The 16,485-nt window shown below is 67.3% G+C and carries 21 protein-coding genes and 1 pseudogene; 9 read left to right on the top strand and 13 right to left on the bottom strand.

The genetic code is table 11. The features are described 5' to 3' along the window. Positions 1 to 8: 8 nt before the first annotated feature. A complete protein-coding gene (locus AC57BR_RS20090; RefSeq protein ID WP_496363792.1) occupies positions 9 to 1,460 on the bottom strand; it encodes an MFS transporter in 1,452 nt (483 codons plus the stop codon). A gap of 97 nt (positions 1,461 to 1,557) precedes the next feature. Here AC57BR_RS20090 and AC57BR_RS20085 point away from each other — a divergent pair, with 97 nt between their 5' ends. Next, positions 1,558 to 1,935 carry a MarR family winged helix-turn-helix transcriptional regulator gene (locus AC57BR_RS20085; protein ID WP_496363790.1) on the top strand — a complete coding sequence of 126 codons (378 nt, stop codon included), beginning with the start codon at positions 1,558 to 1,560 and terminating at the stop codon, positions 1,933 to 1,935. Positions 1,936 to 1,999: 64 nt separating this feature from the next. Here the strand turns inward: AC57BR_RS20085 and AC57BR_RS20080 are convergent, their stop codons facing one another. Both AC57BR_RS20080 and AC57BR_RS20075 read right to left on the bottom strand, forming a co-directional pair. Next, positions 2,000 to 2,911, bottom strand: a complete 912-nt coding sequence (locus tag AC57BR_RS20080; RefSeq protein WP_496363788.1) for a class I SAM-dependent methyltransferase — start codon at positions 2,909 to 2,911, stop codon at positions 2,000 to 2,002. 18 nt (positions 2,912 to 2,929) lie between these two features. After that, a complete protein-coding gene (locus AC57BR_RS20075) occupies positions 2,930 to 3,364 on the bottom strand; it encodes a DUF6855 family protein (RefSeq protein ID WP_496363786.1) in 435 nt (144 codons plus the stop codon). Positions 3,365 to 3,478: 114 nt separating this feature from the next. Between AC57BR_RS20075 and AC57BR_RS20070 the strand changes: the two genes are divergently transcribed. Continuing rightward, positions 3,479 to 4,243, top strand: coding sequence for a VOC family protein (locus AC57BR_RS20070; RefSeq protein WP_496363784.1), 765 nt, complete (start codon positions 3,479 to 3,481; stop codon positions 4,241 to 4,243). Between the two features lie 67 nt (positions 4,244 to 4,310). Here AC57BR_RS20070 and AC57BR_RS20065 read toward each other — a convergent pair whose 3' ends face one another. The 6 genes and pseudogenes from AC57BR_RS20065 to AC57BR_RS20040 form a co-directional block, all read right to left on the bottom strand. Next, positions 4,311 to 5,588, bottom strand: coding sequence for a glycosyltransferase (locus tag AC57BR_RS20065; RefSeq protein WP_496363781.1), 1,278 nt, complete (start codon positions 5,586 to 5,588; stop codon positions 4,311 to 4,313). A 53-nt stretch (positions 5,589 to 5,641) separates the two neighbouring features. Then, a pseudogene (locus tag AC57BR_RS20060) lies at positions 5,642 to 6,071 on the bottom strand (arsenate-mycothiol transferase ArsC). Further along, the gene (locus tag AC57BR_RS20055) at positions 6,068 to 7,396 is read right to left on the bottom strand and encodes an FAD-dependent oxidoreductase (protein ID WP_496363779.1); all 1,329 of its coding nucleotides are present in this window, start codon (positions 7,394 to 7,396) and stop codon (positions 6,068 to 6,070) included. The pseudogene AC57BR_RS20060 and the gene AC57BR_RS20055 overlap by 4 nt, the downstream one beginning before the upstream one ends. Before the next feature lie 175 nt (positions 7,397 to 7,571). Beyond that, positions 7,572 to 7,982 (bottom strand): arsenate reductase ArsC, encoded by a 411-nt coding sequence (locus tag AC57BR_RS20050; protein WP_496363777.1) that lies wholly within the window; start codon positions 7,980 to 7,982, stop codon positions 7,572 to 7,574. Then, positions 7,979 to 8,692 carry an aquaporin gene (locus AC57BR_RS20045; protein ID WP_496363775.1) on the bottom strand — a complete coding sequence of 238 codons (714 nt, stop codon included), beginning with the start codon at positions 8,690 to 8,692 and terminating at the stop codon, positions 7,979 to 7,981. The genes AC57BR_RS20050 and AC57BR_RS20045 overlap by 4 nt, the downstream gene beginning before the upstream one ends. Continuing rightward, positions 8,689 to 9,039 (bottom strand): metalloregulator ArsR/SmtB family transcription factor, encoded by a 351-nt coding sequence (locus AC57BR_RS20040; RefSeq protein WP_496363773.1) that lies wholly within the window; start codon positions 9,037 to 9,039, stop codon positions 8,689 to 8,691. The genes AC57BR_RS20045 and AC57BR_RS20040 overlap by 4 nt, the downstream gene beginning before the upstream one ends. A 104-nt stretch (positions 9,040 to 9,143) precedes the next feature. On the opposite strand from AC57BR_RS20040, the gene AC57BR_RS20035 reads away from it, so the two are divergent. The 6 genes from AC57BR_RS20035 (at position 9,144) to AC57BR_RS20010 (ending at position 12,316) form a co-directional block, all read left to right on the top strand. After that, positions 9,144 to 9,470 carry an ArsR/SmtB family transcription factor gene (locus tag AC57BR_RS20035; RefSeq protein WP_496363771.1) on the top strand — a complete coding sequence of 109 codons (327 nt, stop codon included), beginning with the start codon at positions 9,144 to 9,146 and terminating at the stop codon, positions 9,468 to 9,470. Next, positions 9,467 to 10,237: a cation efflux transmembrane domain-containing protein gene (locus AC57BR_RS20030; RefSeq protein ID WP_496363769.1), complete on the top strand. Its 771-nt coding sequence runs from the start codon at positions 9,467 to 9,469 to the stop codon at positions 10,235 to 10,237. Before AC57BR_RS20035 ends, AC57BR_RS20030 begins: the two co-directional genes overlap by 4 nt. After that, positions 10,234 to 11,151, top strand: coding sequence for a cation diffusion facilitator family transporter (locus AC57BR_RS20025; protein ID WP_496363767.1), 918 nt, complete (start codon positions 10,234 to 10,236; stop codon positions 11,149 to 11,151). The genes AC57BR_RS20030 and AC57BR_RS20025 overlap by 4 nt, the downstream gene beginning before the upstream one ends. Before the next feature lie 104 nt (positions 11,152 to 11,255). After that, on the top strand, positions 11,256 to 11,666 hold the full coding sequence (locus tag AC57BR_RS20020; RefSeq protein WP_496363765.1) for a four-helix bundle copper-binding protein: 411 nt from the start codon (positions 11,256 to 11,258) through the stop codon (positions 11,664 to 11,666). 126 nt (positions 11,667 to 11,792) lie between these two features. Beyond that, complete coding sequence (locus AC57BR_RS20015; RefSeq protein ID WP_496363763.1) at positions 11,793 to 12,059, top strand: type II toxin-antitoxin system Phd/YefM family antitoxin; 267 nt, start codon at positions 11,793 to 11,795, stop codon at positions 12,057 to 12,059. Continuing rightward, the gene (locus AC57BR_RS20010; protein WP_496363761.1) at positions 12,056 to 12,316 is read left to right on the top strand and encodes a type II toxin-antitoxin system RelE family toxin; all 261 of its coding nucleotides are present in this window, start codon (positions 12,056 to 12,058) and stop codon (positions 12,314 to 12,316) included. Before AC57BR_RS20015 ends, AC57BR_RS20010 begins: the two co-directional genes overlap by 4 nt. A gap of 20 nt (positions 12,317 to 12,336) precedes the next feature. Here the strand turns inward: AC57BR_RS20010 and AC57BR_RS20005 are convergent, their stop codons facing one another. The 3 genes from AC57BR_RS20005 to AC57BR_RS19995 all read right to left on the bottom strand — a co-directional run bounded on the left by AC57BR_RS20005 (position 12,337) and on the right by AC57BR_RS19995 (position 14,264). Next, the gene (locus AC57BR_RS20005) at positions 12,337 to 12,774 is read right to left on the bottom strand and encodes a SipW-dependent-type signal peptide-containing protein (protein ID WP_496363759.1); all 438 of its coding nucleotides are present in this window, start codon (positions 12,772 to 12,774) and stop codon (positions 12,337 to 12,339) included. Between the two features lie 162 nt (positions 12,775 to 12,936). Beyond that, positions 12,937 to 13,572 carry a signal peptidase I gene (locus AC57BR_RS20000; protein WP_496363757.1) on the bottom strand — a complete coding sequence of 212 codons (636 nt, stop codon included), beginning with the start codon at positions 13,570 to 13,572 and terminating at the stop codon, positions 12,937 to 12,939. Positions 13,573 to 13,643: 71 nt separating this feature from the next. Continuing rightward, positions 13,644 to 14,264 (bottom strand): TasA family protein, encoded by a 621-nt coding sequence (locus AC57BR_RS19995; protein WP_496363755.1) that lies wholly within the window; start codon positions 14,262 to 14,264, stop codon positions 13,644 to 13,646. 395 nt (positions 14,265 to 14,659) lie between these two features. Here AC57BR_RS19995 and AC57BR_RS19990 point away from each other — a divergent pair, with 395 nt between their 5' ends. Beyond that, a complete protein-coding gene (locus tag AC57BR_RS19990; protein WP_496363753.1) occupies positions 14,660 to 15,556 on the top strand; it encodes a trypsin-like serine protease in 897 nt (298 codons plus the stop codon). Positions 15,557 to 15,623: 67 nt separating this feature from the next. Here AC57BR_RS19990 and AC57BR_RS19985 read toward each other — a convergent pair whose 3' ends face one another. After that, positions 15,624 to 16,454 carry an endonuclease/exonuclease/phosphatase family protein gene (locus tag AC57BR_RS19985; RefSeq protein WP_496363751.1) on the bottom strand — a complete coding sequence of 277 codons (831 nt, stop codon included), beginning with the start codon at positions 16,452 to 16,454 and terminating at the stop codon, positions 15,624 to 15,626. Between the last annotated feature and the right edge of the window lie 31 nt (positions 16,455 to 16,485).

The following is a 16,485-nucleotide window of genomic DNA, read 5'->3' as shown; positions in this document are numbered from 1 at the left end:
AAACTGAGTTAGGCAGCCAAGGCGACCGTCCGCCGTCGGGCCGGCACGGCCGCTACCAGCAGCGCGGCGATGGCGACGGCGGCACTCAGCATCAGGCCCGGCCGGTACTGCTCAAGCATGGCCGCGGCGCTGGGGGCGGCGCCGCCCTCGGAATGCCCGCCGCTGACCATGGCGGTGGTGACTGCCAGGACCAAAGCGGCACCCACCTGGGTGCTGGTCTGGATGAGACCGGCGGCCAGGCCCTGCTCGGAGTCCCTGATGCCCGCAGTGGCCTGGACGTTGATGGACGGGAAGGCCAGGGCAAAGCCGATGCCCAGCAGGATGATCGAGGGCAGGATGTCCAGGGCGTAGTTGGGCGTGGTGCCCACCCGGAGGAACAGAACATAGCCGAGGCCCATGGCGGCCAGTCCGGCCAGGATCAGCCGGGTGGCACCGAACACGTTGATGAGGCGGTCGGCGAACGGCGCGCTGGTGGCGACGATCAGACCGGTGGGCAGCAGGGCCAGGGCCATCGCCAGCGGACTCCACCCCAGGGCGGACTGCAGGAAAAGCGTCACGATGAACTGGAAGCTGAGGTAGGAGCCGAACAGCCCCACCGCGCTGAGGTTGGCCCGCGCCACCCAGCCCTCGCGCAGGATGCCGAAGCGGATGAGCGGGTGTTTGACCTTGTTCTCGATGACGGCGAAGGCCGCCAGCACCGCGGCAGAGATGATGAATCCGGCGATTGTTGCCACAGATCCCCACCCCTGGTCCGGTGCGGACACCAGCGTGTACACGAGACCCAGCATGCCCAGCGCCAGGGTGACGGCGCCCCAGATGTCGTGGCCGCTGTCCGTGGCATCGGGCGTGTCGCGCGGGATGAAGCGGTTGCCCAGGATGACCACCAGGACGGCGATCGGCACGGAAACCAGGAACGTCCAGCGCCAGCTCAGGCTGGTCATGAGGCCGCCGACGACGAGCCCCAGCGAGAAGCCGCTGGCACCGAACGTGGTGAAGATGGAGAGGGCCTTGTTCCGCTCGCGGCCCTCGGCGAAGTTGGTGGTGATGATGGAGAAGCCCGTGGGCGCGGTGAAGGCGGCAGCCAGGCCCTTCACGAACCGCGTGGCGATGAGGATGGCGGGGTCATCCACGAGTCCGCCCAGCAGGGAGGCGGCCGCGAAGACCGAGAGGGCGATGAGGAAGATCCGGCGGCGGCCCAGGAGGTCGGCGAGCCGGCCACCCAGGAGCAGCAGGCTGCCGTAGCCCAGGACGTAGGCGGAGACAATCCACTGCAGGGCGTCCGTGCCGAGGTTCAGTTCGTGCCCGATGGACGGCAGGGCGACCCCCACCATGGACACGTCCAGACCGTCGAGGGCCAGGACGGTGCAGACAACCATCAGCAGGAGCCACTGGGCCCGGGTCCAGCGGACGGCCGTGACAATGGGTCCGGCAGTTCGTTCGAGGGTGGTAGGTGATGTCATGCCCAAAAATCTATATGACGCGTCATTGAATGACAAGGAATATGACGCGGAATATTATGACGTGGACTTGAGTTCGCCTTTCGGCTAAAATCAGTGCATGGCTTCAACGACGGACCGCCTGCTGGTTGAGCAATGGCGCAGCATCCAGGACGCATACTTCCGCACTTCGTGCGCCCTTGACCGGGCACTGGAAGCCAAGTTCGACATCGGCCTGAACGAGTTCGAGATCCTGGACCTCGTGGCGGAGAACAGCAAGGCATCATGCCGGATGAAGGAACTCGGCGAACGGACCCCCATGAGCCAGAGCGCCGTCTCCAAGGTGGTGGACCGGCTGGAGAAGGCCGGGCTGCTGACGCGCCAGTCCTGCGCCGAAGACCGCCGTTCGCTGTACCTCGAGCTCACGGCGGCGGGCCGGAAGCTCCACCAGGCGGCCGCCGTCGAACACCGCGCGCTGCTGAAGGAAAACCTGGCCTGAACCACAAAGGCTGGGTGCCGCCGTCGTACTGCTTTTGGGGATTTCGACAGGCTCAATCAGCCGGCTAATGAGCGGGCGGCCCCGGGCTGGTGGCGTGGCCCAGGATGTGGGCCACCTGCGGGGTCATCGACTGGACGGCGAAACCGAACCGCCGGTTGTCCTGGATGCTGAAGCCGGCCGCAGTAATGGCGCCGAGGGTATCGCGGTTGGGGTGGCATCCTCCGGCCAGGCGCTGCCATGCCGGCGTGAGCAGGTCTTCGACCGCGGCCAGGACGGGGCGCTCAGAGCGGACGTGCTCGTAGTAGGCCAGGGTCCCGCCGGGGCGCAGGACGCGCCGGATTTCCGCGAGCGCGGCAGCCTGGTCCGCGACGCTGCACAGCACGAGGCTGGCGACGACGGCATCCGCACTGCCGTCGTCGGCCGGGATGCGCTCGGCTGCTGCGGCTATCACCGTCACGGGCACGGCGGACGTGGCGGCGCGGTTCAGGGCGAGGCTTCTGAGGTAATCGTCGGGCTCGAGGGCCAGGACGTGGGTGACCGCCGGCGGGTAGAGCGCGAAGGCGGACCCGTCCCCCGCGCCGATCTCGATAACCGTCCCGTGCAGGCCGGCCAGCATGCGGCGGCGGTGTTCGGTGGCGCCGCGGCGGTTCATCCGCCCGACCGCGCGCGCGTAGGCGCGGGCGAACCGCGGATGCTGCAGGTTCTTTGGCCCACCGGCCAATCCGGTCATCAGCGGGGCCGGGGCGGTTCGGGGGGGTTCGCCGTTGCCGACCGCCTCGATCCAGTCGACCACCTCGTCCGGAAAATAGCGTCCCGGGGACTCGCCGTCCCCGGCCCACCAGGCATCCGAGGCGGCCGGGCCGCCGGCTTCCGTGATCTCAGCGACCAGTTCGTCCGGGACGGCATCGCCATTGTTCTCAATCAGCCATGCCTTCGTGGCGGGCTTGAGGCTGGGCCACCACTGTTCGATATTCATGGTCGAAGTCTGCCACTGTCAGGGGGTGGCGGTGGTTCCGGCGGCCGCATCGCTGACGGCCCTGACGCTGTTGTTGCGCTTCTCGTGGGTCAGTTCGGCCAGGCCCAGTGCCTCCAGCAGCGGCGGAAGGTACATCCCGAAGCGGCCCCGGTAGCCCCTGCGGAGCCCGTACCAGCCACCGACGGGGTTGGATTCGTTCCTCCCCCAGGCCTCGACGGTGCCCTCGGCTGCCGGTTTGTTCTCGTCCGCGGCACCCAACGGCACCCAGTCAGCCTTCTCGAGCAACCACCGGTGCAGGTCCTCAACCGCCTGCAGGTGGTACCTCAGGGTGGTGGTTCCCACCTGGCACACCAGCGCGGGAGGATCAGCGTCCTCGTCCCGGTACATCGAGTACTCCGAGGTGCCCGGGGCCGTCAGCAGCCTCCACGGGTCGTCCTTGCTGCCCTGCGCCATGCTTCCCACCATTCCTTGCCTCACCGGATCTGGCGCCAGCTTACCGGGCGGCAGCGGATCCGCCCATGGGCGCTATCGTAAGTGCCAAACGATCATCGAAAAGAGTGCATCCCCATGACATCGCGAGACACAACCTCAGTCGGCGTTCCGTGCCGGGTGGACACGTTGCAGCCGGATCCGCGCGCCGCCACGGAGTTTTACGGCCCGCTTTTTGGCTGGAGTTTCGATGACCCAACCCCGATGCCGGCCGGCCTCGGGGGCGAGTACTTCGCCGCGCGCTACGGCGGGCGGCTGGTGGCCGGGATCGGCCAGGCACCGCCGCAGTCACCGCCGGTCTGGAACACCTACGTCCGGGTGGACGACGTTGCGCAGACACTCGCCCGTGCCCAGCAGGCGGGAGGCACACTGCTGGCAGGGCCCTTTGGGGCCGGCCCGGACGGACGCCTCGCTGTGCTCGCGGACGCCACCGGCGTCCCGTTCTGCCTGTGGCAGGCAGGCGAGCACGACGGCGACCGGGTCGCCAATGAGCCCAACTCCTGGGCGATGAGCTCGCTGCACACGACGGATGTAGAACGGGCGCAGGCGTTCTACGGCGGCCTCTTCGACTGGGAACTCGGACCGGTGCCGGGTGCCGCCTTCTCCCTGTGGCGACGCTCAGGCGAAGTCGTGGCGGCCGTGGCGGCGACCGACGGGACCGCGGTCCCGCCGCACTGGAGCGTCAACTTTGCCGTCCCCGACGCGGACGCCACCGCCGAGCACGCCGTGGCCCTGGGAGGCACCGTCCTGATGGCACCGATGAGCACACCGGGATTCCGCAACGCCGTCATTGGTGACCCGCAAGGTGGAGTCATCGCGGTCAGCGCAGCCGTTCCTGCCTGAGACACCTGCCAACCAAAGCCCGGCGAACGGACGGGCGGAGTTAAGCCAGGGCCCGCCGTCGTTCTTCTCAGTGCTGGGACGAACGCAGCATCGCTTCCATCTCGTCGATCAGCCCGTCCACACCCGGGGAAGCGGCAATCGCCGCCCCGATCCGCCGGCTCCCGGCGCGGTACCGGCCGTCGCTCAGCACCTTTCGCACGGCGTGGCAGATGGCATCCGGCTTGGGCCGGCCCGTTTTGAGATTGATTCCGACGCCGGCCCAGGCCACCCGGGCGGCCCCTTCCGGTTTGTCCTCGGTGTCCCCGGCAACCACGATGGGCACGCCGTTTTCCATCGCGTAATGGAGGCCGCCGTAGCCGCCGTTGGTGATGTAGACGGCGACCTTCGGCAGGAGCTCCGCGTCCGGCAGGAACTCGGCGGCCCGGGCATTGGCCGGGAGCGGCGGAAGCGCTGACAGCGGGCGGCGGCCGGTGCTGACGACGACGGTGACGTCCTCCTCCGCAAGGCCCTCGAGCGTGGGACCCACCAATGCGGTGAAGTCCTCGTTGGAGACGGTCCCCTGCGTCACGTAGACCACCGGAAGGGAACCGTCCAGCTCACCCCACCACTCCGGCTTGGGGGTCACTGATGATGACGCGGCGTGCCGGGACATGGGCCCGAAGAAGCGCAGGTTGTCCGGCGCATCCGAGCGCGGGTACTCGAACTCCTCCACCGTGAACTGGGCGATGAGTTCGGTGCGGCGGGCCCAGTCCAGGATGAACAGCCCGTCCAGCCCCACGCCCACAAGTTCGCGGGTGAGGGCGTCCACCTGCTGTTGGCTGTCCTTCAGCACAACATTGGCCACCATCCAGTTCAGCGCCCGGTTCCGCAGGCGGGCTGCCTTTCCCTTGCCGGGCGCAAGGCCCGAGCCAAAGGGGGCGCAGTCCTGGCTGGACAGGGTCAGCGGCAGGATTCCGCAGGCGATCACGGCGGGGCGCTGCTGGCGCGGAAGCCTGGACAGGGTGGCGGCACCCACGAAGGTGACCTCCGCCAGGACCGCGTCCGTGTGCTCCGCGGCGATTGCCGCCTCGAGCGGCAGGTACTGGCCGCGGGCCGGTTCGATCACCAGTCCACGGATGCCCTCGCGGATCGCCTGCACGCCCGTGGCCGCGCTGGGCTCGGAGGAGTATTCGGCGCCCGGACCCAGTGGCAGGAACTCTGCCCCGACGGCCTTTACCGCGTCCTGGTAGGCCGGACCGGTCAGAAACCGCACCCGGTGTCCGCGGTCAATCAGGCGGCGCGCGACTCCGAGCATGGGCGAAACATGGCCGTCGTGGGGGCCGCTGCAAACGATCACTGATGACATGCTCGGAGCTTATGGCCTGCAGGGGTCCGGGGATAGAGCGGGGGTCGGCTCTTTCAGTCCCCGGTGAGCTCCGTGTAGAGCTTCTGGACCCGGGCCTTGATGTCGTCCCGGACCAGGCGCATGCGTTCCATGCCTTCGATGCCGCGCTCGGACGGCTCGTCCGTTTCCCAGACCTCGAAGCGCGTCCCTTCGCGGGGTTCAAGCTTCGCCTCGGTGCCCAGGACGATAACGGCATCCACCGTGTCCAGGACCTCATCGGTTACCGGCTTGGGGTGTTCACCGGTGATGTCGATGCCGAGTTCGGTCAGGGAATCGACGGCCTGCGGGTTCAGGGACTTGCCCGGTTTGGTCCCCGCAGAGTAGACCGTGACGGCCCCCCGCGGCGAGCTGGTTCATCAGCCCGGCGGCGAGCTGTGACTTTCCGCCGTTCTTGCTGCAGACGAACAGCACGGACGGGTTCTCGGGCGTGGTTTCCTGAGTCATGAGGGCGTTGTTTCCTTTGTGAGGGAGGCAGAGGCGTCTGCTGAGGATACCGTGGCGGGGACGTCGCAGCTGGTCCCGGCGCCGGTGGAGCAGACGCCGGTTTCGGGGAGTTCCAGGTGCACGGTGTCCGCGGCTTCGCGGTCCCCGGCGAGGGCCGCGGCAACGGAGCGGACCTGCTCGTAGCCGGTGGCCAGCAGGAAGGTCGGTGCCCGGCCGTAGGACTTCATGCCGACAATGTAGAAGTCTTTTTCCGGGTGGGCCAGGAGCTTCGCGCCGTGCGGCGGGACGGTGCCGCAGGAGTGGAATTCGGGGTCGATCAGCGGGCCGAGTTCCACCGGCGCCTCGACGGCGGGGTCCAGATTGAGCCGGAGTTCGCGGAGAATGTCCAGGTCCGGGCGGAACCCGGTGCAGGGCACCACGACATCGGCGTCCAACGTGCGTCCATCGACAGCTTCGACGGTCACGCCGGAGTCGAGGGTTTTCAGGGCGGCGATGCCGAACCCGGTGTGCAGTTCGATGACGCCGGCCTCGACGAGGCGGCGCAGGCGCGCGCCGAGCTGGCCGCGGGCGGGCAGCCCGTCGGCTTCCCCGCCGCCGTAAACCCTGGCTGCGGAGTCACCGCGGATGGCCCAGAAGATCCGGGTGTCCGGTTCTTCCTTGGCGAGGTCTGCGAGGTTTATCAGGGTGTTGGCCGCCGAGTGCCCGGCACCGACCACGAGGACACGGCGGCCGGCGAAGGTTGCACGGTCCTTGCCGGTGACGTCGGGCAGCGGTGAGGAGATTCGGGCCGCTGCGGGGTCTTCGCCGATGGCTGGCAGGCCGGAGGTGCCCAACGGGTTCCGGACGGACCACGTTCCGGAGGCGTCGATGACCGCTGCGACGGTGTGGTCGCGGGTTTCGCCGTCCGCGTGTTCGACGCGGACCACGAAGGGGGTGGTGTCTCGGTTGCGGACGTGGGTCTTGTCCAGGCCCGCCCGGGTGACGGCGATGACGCGGGCGCCGGTCTGCAGCCTCGAACTGACGGCCGGGAGCGCGGCCAGCGGTGCGATGTAGTTGTCGATGAGTTCACCGCCATAGGGCAGGGCGGTGGGGCGTGGTGATTCCCAGCCCGAGGCTTCGAGGAGGCGGACGGCGGCGGCGTCGATGTTGAACCGCCAGGGTGAGAACAGCCGGATGTGGCGCCACTGCCCGATGGCAGCGCCCGCCGAGGTCCCGGCTTCGAGGATCAGCGGCTCCAGCCCGCGTTCGAGCAGGTGGGCTGCGGCGGCCAGGCCCACGGGCCCGGCACCAATCACGGCGACGGGAAGGTTCTTCGCTGAGTCCATGGCGTCCTCTTTCATCCGTTGGTCGTGCGGTTGTGTTTGATGGACCCCTGCCGGCCGGTGTGGGGCCGGCAGTGCCCAGTCGGGATTAACAGCAGTCCAGGTCGTCGTCGCAGCAACCTGAGTCGCCGCAGCATCCAGTGTTCATACAGCTCACCTCCTCGCCTGACGGGGTGGCTTATGCAGAGGCCGGAGTCAGGGAGGCGATCAGGGCCTCGACACGGGTTTTGATCTCGTCGCGGATGGGCCGGACGGAGTCCACGCCCTTGCCGGCCGGATCTTCCAGGACCCAGTCCTCGTAGCGCTTGCCGGGGAAGTAGGGACATTCGTCGCCGCAGCCCATGGTGATCACCACGTCGGAATCCTTCACGGCCTCGGTGGTGAGGACCTTCGGGATCTCTGCCGACATATCGATCCCGACCTCGGCCATGGCCTCGACGGCGGACGGGTTGACCTTGTCCGCCGGCTGGGACCCGGCGGAGCGGACCTCGATTTCACCCCCGGACAGGGTGGTCAGGAACGCGGCCGCCATCTGGGAGCGGCCGGCGTTGTGGACACAGACGAACAGGACGGAGGGCTTCGCGGTCATGAGGGCACCTTTCGGTCGGCCGCTTCCGCGGCGGACATGTCAGTGGCTGGGACAAGTGTCGCGTAGAGGAAGCGGACCAGGAGGAAGCCTGCGGCGCCGCCGACGAGCTGGGCCAGGATGAAGCCGGGTGCGGAGACCGGCGCGATCCCGGCGAACGTGTCCGTGATGGTCCGGGCGACCGTCACGGCGGGGTTGGCGAAGCTCGTGGAGCTCGTGAACCAATACGCCGCGGTGATATAGCCGCCGACGGCGAACGCCACCCGGTCCGCCCTGCCGGATCGGACCGTGCCGAACACAACGAGCAGAAGCCCTGCCGTGGCGACGACTTCGCCCAGCCAGAGACCCGTGCCCGAGCGTTCATGGCTGGAGAGCGTGACGGGGCCGACGCCGAACATCAGGTTCGCCAGCACCGTCCCGGCCAGGCCGCCTAGGAACTGGGCGGAAATCAGGGCCAGCGCAGCCCCCGTGCCGATCATGCCCAGGGCACGCTCCACCAGGGTCACCACCGGATTGAAGGACGCCGAGACCGGCTGCAGAGCCACGATCAGCGCCACCAGAGCGGCACCAGTGGCAAGGCTGTTCTGCAGCAGCTGCAGGCCGACGTCGTTCGGGGAAAGCCTGGAAGCCATCACGCCGGAGCCGACGACGGCCGTGACCAGGAATGCCGTGCCCGCGAACTCCGCACCGGCCCGCCGCATCAGGACAGTCACTTCGCCTGTCCCCCGATCAGGGCAGCCAGGTTTTCCAGCGCTTCGGTTCGCGCGCGGTAGTAGACCCACACACCCCGCTTCTCGCGGTCCAGCAGCCCCACCTCATGCAGCAGCTTCAGGTGATGGCTAATCGTGGGTTGCGACAGCTCGAACGCGTCATTCAGGTCGCAGACGCAAGCCTCCCCGCCCTCATGGGAACCGACAAGCGACATCAGGCGCAGCCGCACCGGATCAGCGAGCGCCTTCAGCAGCGGGGCGATGCCATCCGCTTCGGATGCGGAAAGCGGTTCCCGTGTCAGCGGCGAACAGCAGGCAACCGTCTGGACGGGAGTCAATTCCATAGACATAGACACATGTGAATATTTACACTCATCTATGTCTTCGTCAAGAGGTGACGTGCGGCTGCCAATACACAATTGCCTGAGTACATTCAGCGATGTACTTTGGGGCCATGGAAACCCTCACGCATGCGCCCGTGCTGGCCCGGTTCGGATATGCGGTCTCGGACCCGACCCGTGCCCGGATCCTGCTCGCGCTGGCGGGCGGCCCCGGCTACCCGTCCGAGCTTGCCGATTCCCTCGCGGTGTCCCGGCAGAGCATGTCCAACCACCTGACATGCCTGCGCGGCTGCGGCCTGGTGGTGGCCGTTCCTGACGGCAGGCGGACCCGGTACGAGCTCGCCGACGCCCGGCTGGGCCATGCCATCCGCGACCTGATTGGAGTGGTGCTGGCCGTCGATCCCGCCTGCTGCGCCCCTGATGGGACGTGCCTGGTGTGAGCACGGTAGAGCTCTCCCCGGCCCCGGCACGACGGGCCGTGCTGACCCGGCGCATCAGGCTCTTCGCTGCGGCGACGATCACCTACAACCTCGTTGAGGGTGCCGCCGCCCTGTGGGCCGGGGGTGTCGCGGACTCATCCGCCCTGATCGGGTTCGGCCTGGACTCCGTCATCGAGGTCGCCTCGGCCCTGGCACTGTCCTGGCAGTTCTCCGCCAGGGACCCGGAGCAGCGCGAGCAGCTGACCCTGCGGATCATCGCTGTGTCGTTCTTCGCCCTGGCCGGGTTTGTGACGGTCGACGCCGTCCGGTCACTGGCCGGCGCGGGCGAGGCCCAGCATTCGGTCCCGGGGATCGTGATCGCCGCCCTGAGCCTGGCAATCATGCCCGTCCTGTCCTGGCTGCAGCGCCGCGCCGGCCGAGAACTCGGCTCCAAGACCGCGGTGGCGGATTCCAAACAGACCCTGCTGTGCACCTACCTGTCCGCGGTCCTGCTGCTCGGCCTCGTCCTGAACAGCACACTGGGCTGGTGGTGGGCCGACGCCGGCGCCGCCCTGGTGATTGCCGCCGTCGCAGTCCGGGAAGGCGTCAACGCCTGGCGCGGAGACGTCTGCTGCGCCATCCCGCACACCGTTGCAGAAGCCGGGCATGCAGACCGGGCCGTACACGATTCCGAACCAGCCGGCGGGTGCTGCGAGGACTGCGCTGTTCCGGCACCTCAGCCGCTCGGATTGCCGGTGACGGCCAACCGTCCGGAGCGGAAACCATGAGCGGACACGACCACAGCCACGGCACCGACGCCGCCAGCCAGCGCGGAAAACTGATCATTGTCTTTGCGATCACCGCCGCAGTCATGGTGGCAGAGATCGTGGGCACGTTCCTGACCGGCAGCCTGGCGCTGCTGGCCGACGCCGGCCACATGTTCACCGACGCCGCCGGGCTTCTCATCGCACTGATCGCGGCCTCACTGGCCCTGAAACCGGCCACCCTGGAGCGCACCTGGGGCTACAAACGCGCCGAAATCGTCGCCGCCGCCGGGCAGGCGGCGCTGCTGCTCGGCGTGGGCGGATTCGTCATCATCGAAGGCATCCGCCGCCTCTTTGAACCGCCGGAGGTCGGCGGAGCCACCATGCTGTGGTTCGGCGTCATCGGCCTGGCGGGCAACGCCGTCGGACTCCTTGTCCTCGCGTCCGGCCGGCACCACAACTTCAACATGAAGGCCGCGTTCCTCGAGGTCCTGAATGATGCGCTGGGATCGGTCGCCGTGATCGCTGCGGCCATCATCATTACCCTTACCGGCTGGACCCGGGCCGACGCCGTCGTCTCCCTGCTCATCGGCGCGCTGATCATCCCGCGCACCCTGAAGCTCCTGCGTGACACAGTCAACGTCCTGATGGAAAACGCACCCGCGGGCCTGGACCTCGGCGAGGTCCGAGAACACATCCTTGCCCTGCCCCACGTCATTGACGTCCATGACCTGCACGCGTCCCTCGTCGCCTCCGGCACACCCGTCCTCTCAGCCCACGTCACGGTCCAGGACACCTGCATGAAGGACGGGCACGCCGCCACCATCCTGGCCGACCTGCAACGGTGCGTGGCCGAACACTTCGAAGTCAGCATCGAACACTCCACGTTCCAGATCGAGCCGGCCGCCCACCGCGATCAGGAAACCATCCACCACTGACGCCGGAGGCCGCTCCCGCCCGAACCGGAAGAGGGCAGACAGCGGAACCGTCCGGGGCTAGGGTGGCGTCATAAGTGGCAGGCACACACCGACAGGAGCAGACCATGACGCACCACATCACCGCGATGCTCAATGCCCACCCCGGGGGCACCGGCACGGAGGACAAGGAGATGCTGGCCGCGTGCATTGCCGCCTGCTTCGAATGTGCCCAGACCTGTACCGCCTGCGCCGACTCCTGCCTGGCCGAAGAGAAGGTCGCTGATCTCGCCAGGTGCATCCGGACCGACCTGGACTGCGCGGACATCTGCGCCGTGACAGGTGCCGTCCTGACCCGTCAGACCGGTGACAGCTCCGCGATCGCCCGCTCCATGCTCGAGGCCTGCCGGACCGCCTGTGCCGCGTGCGCTGCTGAATGCGAGAAGCACGCGCACATGCATGAGCACTGCCGGATCTGCGCCGAGGCCTGCCGCCGTTGCGAAGACGCCTGCACCGCGCTCCTGGAGTCACTCACCTAGGAGGACCACTGCCGCCCCAAACCAGCGGCTGCCCACCTTCGTCCTGAGTAAACAGCCACACTCTGCCGTTTTCGCGGTTTTCGCTTTAATGTACATTTCGGCGGAAAACGTGGCTAAAATTCCTGTATGACTGAGATGACCGTGACCCATGCTCGGAGCCGCCTGTCAGAGGCGGTCGACACGGCCCGCGTCAGTCACGAGCCTGTGTATTTGCTACGCCGTGGGCGCCGCGTGGCAGCCTTGATCGACGCTGATGATCTCGCCCGGCTGATTGAGTCCGCCGAGGACCTGGAGGACCTCCGAGCGGCCCAGGCCGCGCGGGCGGAGATGGCAGACACTGGTGAAAGCCCCGTGCCGTGGGAGGAAGTCAAGGCTGAGCTCGGCCTGGCGTGAGCCATGCCATCCAGGTGGCTCCGGCTGCCGTGCGCCAACTCCGCAAACTTCCGCCAGAGGCCCGGCGCCGCATCCAGGCGGCCATCGAACTTCTGGCCGAAACGCCGCGTCCCCCGGGAGCTAAGAAGCTCGCCGGCAGTCGCAACGACTGGCGAGTCCGGACCGGCGATTACCGGATCATCTACGAGATCCGGGATGCCCAACTCATCGTTCTGGTTATTGCTGTAGGTCACCGCCGGGAGATCTACCAGCACTAGGACCATTCCCCCGAGCGCAGTCAGCAGGTGACAGTGCCCTGGTACGGGGTGCCGGTCCAGACGTTGCCGGGGGCGGCCGTGTAGTTGCCGCGGACCTGGTACGTCCAGGTGCCTTTGGCTGCCGGGTGCGCTGAGTACGATCCGTTGGTGGTTTGAACTGCGGCGCCGCTTGGGTCAAGCAGGATGAACTCGTAGGAGGTGGCCCGCGGGACTGTTCCGTAACTGTTGACGGTGACACTCAGTGCGCGGCCGGTGCCGCACGTGGCCGTCACGCTTGCGTTGTTTGGTGCGGCGAGGACCAGGGTAGATGCTATGACCTGACCGGAGGCCTTGCCGCTGAACGCTGCCTGGGCGATTGCCGGTGCGCTCACCAGCAGCATCGCCATTCCGGTAACGGAGACGGCACGCCAGGCCCGGGACACGTTCTTCGTGTCGGCGGGCTGACGGCTACTGGACACGGGCTGCGGCTTTCGTCGTGGGCTGTGGTTCGGACACTAGGTTATCGGCGGACGGGCGGCGAGGGCTTCATGGAGGTCCTGCAGGTGGAGATTGACGTCGCGCGCCGCGGTTAGGGCCGCCGCCATGTCAGCCATGATCAGTGCCTGTTCGAGCTTTGCGGTTCAGCCGGCGGCCTGCGCCGACGCACCGTCCGCCGCATCCAGGGACCCCTTGACAGCGTCAGGTCCCTTCCGCCAGATCTTGGTCAGCAGCATGAGCACCAGGACCCCGGGCGCTACGTAGGTCAGAACCATGAGGACCACCGGTTCTCGCAGGGACCGGATTATTGTCCCAAGGTAGGGCACCGTGGCGGTGTGCACGTCCACGGTGTCACCTTGAATGGTCGCCTGCCAGGGATCCACCCCGGTGTTGGCGTCGCCTTTGGTCCGTACTGTCGTGCCGCCGTCGGCGTTCCGTTTGAGTTCGACGATCCGGTGCGTCTCGACGCGCTGGTCTTCGACCGGGATCTTGTAAGTGATGATGTCGCCGGTCTTCAGAGAACTGACAGGCATTGGGACGGAGACCACGACGTCGCCCGGGTTGATCAGCGGCGCCATGGAACCAGTGAGCATGGTGGACGTCTGGTAGCCCAGGAATCGGGGGCCGACGGCCAGGAAAAGGAAGGCGGTGACGGCGACAGCCATAAGCGCGGTTGTCACCAGACGGACCAGGATACGGTGCGTCGTGTGCAGCGCGCCTGTAGCCGGGGCGGCGGAGTTAGCCGTGCCGAATGCCGGGGCTCCCGTTGCTCCTGTCATGTCTGCCTGCCTTCCGGAATGGGCCCCCTCCGCCGCTGTTGGGGGTCAGACGGCGGAGGGGACGTTTGGGGTTACTTGTCGGTGCCGGAGCGCTGCGTGCCGGTGAAGGACAAGTCGATGGTGCTGCTCTTGGCCTGGAAGGTGTTGTCGGCGCCCGTGGGCAGGGTCAGGGTGACCCGGAGGTTGTCTGTTTTGTTGGCCGCGACACTGGTGAGGTTGGTCAGCGACAGGTCAGTGCCGATGACGGCGCGAGAGGCCACAACGCTGTTCGTGGTGCCGGAGCATGTGTAGGTGTAGGCCGGTGCGGTTCCTGCTTCGGTCCATGGAACGGAGCAGGTGTCGATGGTCAGCTGCAGGCCCAAGGCCGGGTCGGTGTCCAGTTTGGAGGTGACTGGTGCCGTGGTGGTCAGCTTGATACCGGCCAGTGCCTGATTGCCGGCAGCGTTGGTCAGGGTGACGGCGCGCTGGACGGTGTCGCCGGGAACCAGCCCGGTGGCGGCTACGCTGAGGCGGTTGGCCGCACCGGAGGTGCCCACGGCGATGGCCACGGTGCCGGATGAGACGTCAGTGGACGCCGAGGTGGTGGAGGTGAATGCACCGTACGTGCCGAGTCCAGCGACGGCGGCTGCGCTACCGACCAGTGCCAGGGAGGCGACGACCTTGCCGGTGGTGGAGTTCAGGTTGAGACCCATGATGGCGAACTTCCGTTTCTTAATGGAGTCCGGCCCGCGGACTGAGTGTGACCGGTCTTCTGTGCCGGTACTGACCACTCTCCTGCGGGAACCTCAAGATCGCTGGGGCTAGCCGATCAATACTCGATCAAGAAAAAAACACGGTCTGCTGCACTCCCTCAAGGTTTGCTCAAGTTACGGCCGCGGCAATGCCGGCGCAGCCGTTCCGGCCCCGAGGGCGTGGATAGCGCAACCGTGATAAAAGGGGTTCTCTCAAGAAAAAACAGTCACTTTCGGGTGGTATCTTGAGTCACCGTCCCGTTCGGGCGGTGACTTATTTTCTGGCGCCTGCCGCGTACTCCGACGTGCGTTGCCGGCTGCCCGTGCAACTAGAAGCTGGGGCTTGTATGCGCTTTTTGAAGAAATTGCGCGCCGGAAGCGGTGCGCTGGCCGTTGCTGCAATGCTGGCCGTGACGACGGCCGTTCCGGCCGGTGCAATCACCGGCGACTACGTCAAGGACACCGAGCACCCGTTCGTCGGGCTCATCGTTTTCTACGGTCCCGACGGCAGGTTCCACCACAGGTGCTCCGGTTCCCTGCTGACGCCGACGGTGTTCCTGACCGCCGGGCACTGCACCGCCGGCGTTTCCTCGGCGCGGGTCTACTTCCAGCAGGACGCCGGCACGGACTGGAGCCCGGAAACCGGGACAGACCCGGACACCGGCTACCCGGGCGCCTGCGCGGACGGAACGCTGGGAACCCAGTGCGCCACCTCGCACAAGATGTACAACTACGGCTACACCAGCATGGACGCGGTCCCCGAAACCAAGGACGCCGGCCTGGTGATCCTGGACCAGCCGATCGTGCTCGACGAGTACGCCCGCCTCGCCGCGCCGCGGACCCTGGATGCACTGGCCACCAAGCGCGGCCAGCAGGACACCACCTTCACCTCCAGCGGCTACGGCATTTCCGCGGCCAACCCGGCAGCGGGCGAGACCTCATTCCGGGAACGGCTTATGGCCCAGTCCAAACTGACCAATCTCACCAGCGCGAGCGCCGACGGCTACAACGTCCAGACCAACGGCAACGGCAACGGACTCGGCGGCACCTGCACCGCCGATTCCGGCGGACCGCTGTTCTACGGCACCGCAGAATCCAACACCATCACCGGCATCACCTCGTTCAACCACAACCGGTACTGCAAGGGAACGAACTTCTCCTACCGCACCGACCGGCAGGACGTGATCGACTGGATCAGAGCCACCACGGGACGCGAGTTCTCCAACATCGCCTTCGCGCCCGCCGTCGGCTAACCCTCCGACGGCGGGTGACCACCGCCGTCGGATGCTCACCAGCACCGCGGACCCGGCACGGGTGGTGTCAGTAACGGATGGCGGCCTGGACCGCGTAGTGATCCGACGCGTAGGTGCCGCGCACCGGGCCGGTGCCCAGCAGAGCCGCAGCGACAGGGTGGCCAGCACCGCCACGCCGTGGGGCCGCTGTGAAAATGTAGTCGATCCGGCGTTCCGGCCATAACAGCTGCATGGCCCACGGGTTGGCGTTGGACCACGTGCTGCCTCGGCCGCCTGGGCCAGCGACTTCCCAGGCGTCGTAAAAGGACAGTCCGCTGACCGGCGCGGCGGCCCGGCCTGTCATCATGCGCAGTTCGTCGCTGTCGGGATCCGCATTGAAATCGCCACAGACAATCAGCGGGGTTCGATCATCCTGGCCCGCGTGCAGATGGGCAAGCAGACCGCGGACGGAGTCCTGACGTGCCCGGCTTTCATCCAACCACCAGGCATCCATCACCACTCCATACACCTGTACCGGGCCGCGCGGGCCGTCGATCAGGGCATACTGCACACGCAGGCTGCCGAAGGTCATGCTGGCCGCGGAACTGAGGGGCCACCGTGACATTACAGCGACCCCGGAGAGTGCTGATTCATCTTCCTGCGCCGTTACGCCGCTGAAGGCGTGGTGCGGCAACCCGAGCGGGCCGGCCAACCTGGCGCATTGGCTGTCCTCCCCTTTCGCCCATGCTTCAGCGAGCACCAGGAGATCAGGCCGGGCGTTCGCCAAAGTGCTGACGATGGCAGCCTCACGTTCCTGCCACGGACCATAGAGACCCCACACATTCCACGTGACAACGCGAGCGGTCGTCTCGATCAGCTTGCCGTAAAAGTGCGGAGGCAGGTCCAGGTGCTGCGCCATCCATCCATACTGCCCGGGCACCATGGACCGC

Source organism: Arthrobacter sp. BGA-UO-ETr-C19 (genome assembly GCF_059568005.1).
Note: the sequence above shows the minus strand (reverse complement) of the source record. Positions and strands in the feature narration are given on the sequence as shown.

Coding starts and splice junctions, on each gene's coding strand:
- AC57BR_RS20020 (WP_496363765.1), top strand. CDS start 11,256: ATGACGCACCACATCACCGCGATGCTCAATGCCCACCCCGGGGGCACC.
- AC57BR_RS19985 (WP_496363751.1), bottom strand. CDS start 16,454: ATGGCGCAGCACCTGGACCTGCCTCCGCACTTTTACGGCAAGCTGATC.
- AC57BR_RS20050 (WP_496363777.1), bottom strand. CDS start 7,982: ATGACCGCGAAGCCCTCCGTCCTGTTCGTCTGTGTCCACAACGCCGGC.
- AC57BR_RS20070 (WP_496363784.1), top strand. CDS start 3,479: ATGACATCGCGAGACACAACCTCAGTCGGCGTTCCGTGCCGGGTGGAC.
- AC57BR_RS20000 (WP_496363757.1), bottom strand. CDS start 13,572: ATGACAGGAGCAACGGGAGCCCCGGCATTCGGCACGGCTAACTCCGCC.
- AC57BR_RS20090 (WP_496363792.1), bottom strand. CDS start 1,460: ATGACATCACCTACCACCCTCGAACGAACTGCCGGACCCATTGTCACG.
- AC57BR_RS20055 (WP_496363779.1), bottom strand. CDS start 7,396: ATGGACTCAGCGAAGAACCTTCCCGTCGCCGTGATTGGTGCCGGGCCC.
- AC57BR_RS19995 (WP_496363755.1), bottom strand. CDS start 14,264: ATGGGTCTCAACCTGAACTCCACCACCGGCAAGGTCGTCGCCTCCCTG.
- AC57BR_RS20085 (WP_496363790.1), top strand. CDS start 1,558: ATGGCTTCAACGACGGACCGCCTGCTGGTTGAGCAATGGCGCAGCATC.
- AC57BR_RS20025 (WP_496363767.1), top strand. CDS start 10,234: ATGAGCGGACACGACCACAGCCACGGCACCGACGCCGCCAGCCAGCGC.
- AC57BR_RS20035 (WP_496363771.1), top strand. CDS start 9,144: ATGGAAACCCTCACGCATGCGCCCGTGCTGGCCCGGTTCGGATATGCG.
- AC57BR_RS20080 (WP_496363788.1), bottom strand. CDS start 2,911: ATGAATATCGAACAGTGGTGGCCCAGCCTCAAGCCCGCCACGAAGGCA.
- AC57BR_RS20040 (WP_496363773.1), bottom strand. CDS start 9,039: ATGTCTATGGAATTGACTCCCGTCCAGACGGTTGCCTGCTGTTCGCCG.
- AC57BR_RS20015 (WP_496363763.1), top strand. CDS start 11,793: ATGACTGAGATGACCGTGACCCATGCTCGGAGCCGCCTGTCAGAGGCG.
- AC57BR_RS20075 (WP_496363786.1), bottom strand. CDS start 3,364: ATGGCGCAGGGCAGCAAGGACGACCCGTGGAGGCTGCTGACGGCCCCG.
- AC57BR_RS20065 (WP_496363781.1), bottom strand. CDS start 5,588: ATGTCATCAGTGATCGTTTGCAGCGGCCCCCACGACGGCCATGTTTCG.